The organism is Chondromyces apiculatus DSM 436, assembly GCF_000601485.1.
GTDB lineage: Bacteria > Myxococcota_A > Polyangia > Polyangiales > Polyangiaceae > Chondromyces > Chondromyces apiculatus.
In genome coordinates this window covers 1-3876 of sequence record NZ_ASRX01000152.1, presented here as the reverse complement: position 1 = coordinate 3876, position 3876 = coordinate 1, and the positions used below count along the sequence as shown (strand labels likewise).

Annotated in this window: 3 protein-coding genes and 1 pseudogene; 3 read left to right on the top strand and 1 reads right to left on the bottom strand. The window is 67.0% G+C overall.

Annotated features, from left to right (window positions below; translation table 11 throughout):
- Positions 1-208: 208 nt before the first annotated feature.
- From CAP_RS53150 to CAP_RS43140, 3 genes are all read left to right on the top strand, one after another.
- Positions 209-1402, top strand: a complete 1194-nt coding sequence (locus CAP_RS53150; protein ID WP_197041602.1) for a hypothetical protein — start codon at positions 209-211, stop codon at positions 1400-1402.
- Positions 1403-1897: 495 nt separating this feature from the next.
- Complete coding sequence (locus CAP_RS51765) at positions 1898-2728, top strand: hypothetical protein (RefSeq protein ID WP_156041691.1); 831 nt, start codon at positions 1898-1900, stop codon at positions 2726-2728.
- Complete coding sequence (locus tag CAP_RS43140; protein WP_044252614.1) at positions 2725-3234, top strand: type II toxin-antitoxin system VapC family toxin; 510 nt, start codon at positions 2725-2727, stop codon at positions 3232-3234. Before CAP_RS51765 ends, CAP_RS43140 begins: the two co-directional genes overlap by 4 nt.
- A gap of 224 nt (positions 3235-3458) precedes the next feature.
- On the opposite strand, the pseudogene CAP_RS53145 reads toward CAP_RS43140, so the two are convergent.
- Positions 3459-3876: pseudogene (locus tag CAP_RS53145) on the bottom strand (hypothetical protein); the annotation flags it as partial.

Genomic DNA, 3876 nt, shown 5'->3' with positions numbered 1-3876 from the left:
CCTCCCCTCCCCCTCTCTCCACTTCCCCCCTTGCCCCTCACCAACCGAGCCCTAACTTGATTCCGCCGCCGGCCCTCTGGCCGAGCCCTGGCCTCCTCCCCCGACCCCCTGGCCAATCCCCTCTCCATCTCCCTCACTCACCCCTCACCTCACTCACCCGCAATCACCACCCGACTCCCCGCCTCCCCTGGAGAGCCCCATGCCTGGAATGAGCGACTCCGCTCGGGTCGACGACCTGAAGCTCCACCTCCAAACCCTCCTCCGTGCCGACGACGCCCGCCGCCTCCCCCCTCCTGGCGAGCTTCCCCCTGCCCAGCGCATCCGCGAAAGCGCCCTCTTCCCCCCGCGCATCCGCGCCCGCATCGAGCGCGCCCTCGCCGACTTCAATGCCCACCTCCCCGACTTCACCGACGCCGAGCTGACCAAGCTCACCGCCACCCGCCATGCCCGCGCCGCCCTCGACGCCGGCATGGCGGCCCTCTCCCGCGTCGACGACCACCTCCACGCCGTCACTGGCCAGCGCAACCCCCTTGTCGCCAAGCTCTACGGCGTCTTCGGCGACAACCCCACCTCCTTCGCTGGCGTCCTCCGCAGCCTCTCCATGGCCCAGACCGAGGACGACACCATCGCCGCCCTCCCTCCCGACGACGACCGCCGCGACCTCCTCTTCACCCCTGTCATCCGCGACGCCGTCGACGCCGCCCTCACCACCCTCCGCGCCCTCCACACCGACAAACAGGCCGCTCGCGGCGCCCTCTCCCGCGGCCACGCCACCCGCCACCTTTGCATCGACGAAGCCGCCGCCGTCATCGCCATTGCCCGCCAGCACCTCTACGCCAACCTCCCCGACCGCAAGCTCGACCGCCACCTCCACGATTACGGCTTCCGCCCCATCCACACCTCCCGCCGCCGCACCCCCGCCGCTACTCCTGCCCCCCTTCCCTCTCCCCTCCCCCTGCCCAGCGCCTCCCTTCCTTCTCCCCTCCCTTCTCGACCCCTTTCCCTCTCCTCTCCCTTCCCTTCTCCTCCCTCCCTTCCCCCTCCTCCTCCCTCCCCTGCCCCCTCCGCACCCCCACCCTCCCCGGAGCCCTCCTACCTCCCCCTGATCCCGCCGCAGACCGCACGCCCCGACCCTGTGGAGACGGATGCAGAGGGCCCGCGCGCGCTTCCCGCTGCCCACCCCGATTCTCCCGCTGCGCGCGACGAAGCACGACCCCTGGTGCAAGCGCGACCCGGTGGAGAGCAGCCTGGATCGCCACGAAAACACCGGCCCAGGGCCCGAGCACGCCTCGCCGAAGCACCCTTGAGGAGCACGGGGTTTGAAGACCCGGGCCATGGCCCGCGCGGCGCTCCTCCTGGCTCTCCTGCTGGCGACCCCGGCTTGCGCGTCCTTCCGGCGTAGCTAGCGCCGATGACCCGAGCGGCTCTCCTCCTGGGTCTCACTCTCATGGCTGCGCCAGCGTGCGCGCCATTCCGGCCAGACACCGCCAGGTTCGACGCGCAGCGGAAGGTGCTCTGGACCCGGGACTTCGGCGGCCCGGGCATGCACTCCGGCCACAACGTGGCGTTCAATCGCCAGCCCCGCCCGAGGTGCCCTCACGACGAGGGGAAGCCATCGCTCTTGCCGATCGCCGCTCCTTCAAGTTCGTCTGGCAGCGGAGCGGCTCCAGGCGCAATCCTGCCCAGCATGCGCCGCGATCCTGGATGTCGTGGGCGACCCTGACGAAGGCTCACGACAGTTCCTGAAAGTTGAGCGCATCCAGCAAGCGACGATGTGACGCCAGCCCCCCCTTGCCACCAACTGGAGTATCCTTGACGTATGCGACGTGAGTTTGCGATCCGGTTTGAGCCACCGAATCGTAGCCATCGAGTCCCGCTGGACGTTTACGCGCCAGCCATGGCCGAGCTGACCAGGGGCTTCAGCTCTGTTCGGCGAGCGCTCATCCCCCTCCTGGCGCGACGACGGCACCTTGACCGAGCGCTCGTGGCGGACGCTCTTGTCGTCCACATCCGGACGAACGAGCCAGGAAGCAACGTCGCCCTGCTCGACATCGGACCGACCGACAGCGCGCTTCAAACACCATTCGTCTACGATCAGTCGCTCGCATCGTTGTTCTGGCGGTACGTGGGAGAGCTGCTGCGACGCGCTGGGGAGCGGGAGCAGACACGAGGCGCCGCGCCGCTGCCCGCGATCAGTGCGGAGCACTTCGCCCGGGCGGGTGACATCGCAGCCCATGGAAACATGGGACTTCAACTCGTCGAGCGCACCCACGGGTGGAGCGAGAGAAACGGACGAGGAGCAGCGCCTGAGGCGCCCTGGCACCAGCGCGTCGACCTGGCCGCTGCCCGGTCAGGACTGCGCCGCTACGCCGAGCACAGGCGAGAGCAAAGCGCGCTGGAGACGCAGATATTCGGCAGGATCGTGGAGATGAGCGCGGATCCACTCGCGTTCAAGCTCAAAACTCAGGACGGGAGAGTGCGGGTAACTGCCGGCAGCGAGCTGCGCGAAACGGTGAGAGCGTCGTGGGGTCGCGATGTGCTGGTAACGGTCAGGGGGCAAGCAGACGCTGAAGGAACGATCGCTGCTCCACATGCGTTGTCTGTCGAGCTGCTTGCTCAGACGAATGACATCGTTCACGACTATCTCTCGTCCAGTGGTTCAGGCAAAGATCTTTGGTCTGGTGAAGAGGCCAAGGAGTACCTCCGTTCGCTCCGTGGTGCATCGTGATCACCATCCTCTTCGACACAGACATGGTGGCGAACTGGCACCAGGGTGAGCCAGGCTTCAGGCTTCCACTTCAGAGCCTGTTCACGGAACTGAGCAAGCACGGGGCCACGATCACGAAGTTCATCTCCGTGGTGACGGTTCAAGAGCTGTCGTATTGGGCTCAAGCGCATGGTGACATCACTGCGCTGGACAGGTTCATCGGCGCGGAGTTCACCATTCTGAACTTCGACCGACTCATTGCGAGGCGTGCGGCTGAACTGCAGCGCGATGTCGGGCGCCCTCCGAGGGCGAAACCGAAGTCTTCCGACAAAGCTCAGGTGGCTCATTGGTTCCGTGATGCGGCCATCGTGGCCACCGCAGTACATCACAAGCTCCACTACATCTTCACGGCAGACCGCGAGCTAAACGGCTTTTTCAACCACATTACGCTGGTGATCTTCGCCTGGTTGAGGCGTGCTGAACAGCCCTCGACCAGATGGTCTAGACAGCCAAGAACCTCACCTTAGAGCCTATCACGCCAGGGCGGACCGAGCTGGTCGGTCGAGCTGCAAGCAGCGCTAGGCGCGACGAGGAGGCCTACCAAAAGTAGGCCGACGAGGCGCAACGAAGCGATGCGCCGCAGATCGGCCGGGCAGCGACGGGAGCCCTGGTGGGATAGGCTCTTAAACGTCAGCTCCGGTGCCCGGTTCAGCCCAACCCCTGAAGAGCACCACATGGGGAACGCTCCGCGTCAGCGGTTCACGTTGCACCTCGCCAACTCTGGGTGGTCAACATTGACCATTACCCTCCTATGACCCCCTCGCCTCCCCCTCTCACCCCGGCCGTCATCGAAGCCCACCTCCACGACCTCTTCATCGCCGCCGACGGCACCTCTCTCCGCAAAGAGGACCGCAAGAAAGCCCTCGAGGTCGCCGCCCTCCTCAACCAGCTCTCCCCCTTCACGCGCGACCGCCTCCTCGTCGACGCTGCTGCTGGCAAAGCCTACGTCGGCCTCCTCGCCGCCCAGCTCCTCCACCCCCGCCACGTCGTCCTCATCGAGCGCGACCCCCACCGCGTCACCGCCTCCCGCGCCGCCGCCGCCCGCCTCTCTCACGCTCCTCTCCCCAGCACCCACCTCCCCCTCGCCCCCTCTCCCCTCGCCCCCTCTC

Coding starts and splice junctions, on each gene's coding strand:
- CAP_RS53150 (WP_197041602.1), top strand. CDS start 209: ATGAGCGACTCCGCTCGGGTCGACGACCTGAAGCTCCACCTCCAAACC.
- CAP_RS51765 (WP_156041691.1), top strand. CDS start 1,898: ATGGCCGAGCTGACCAGGGGCTTCAGCTCTGTTCGGCGAGCGCTCATC.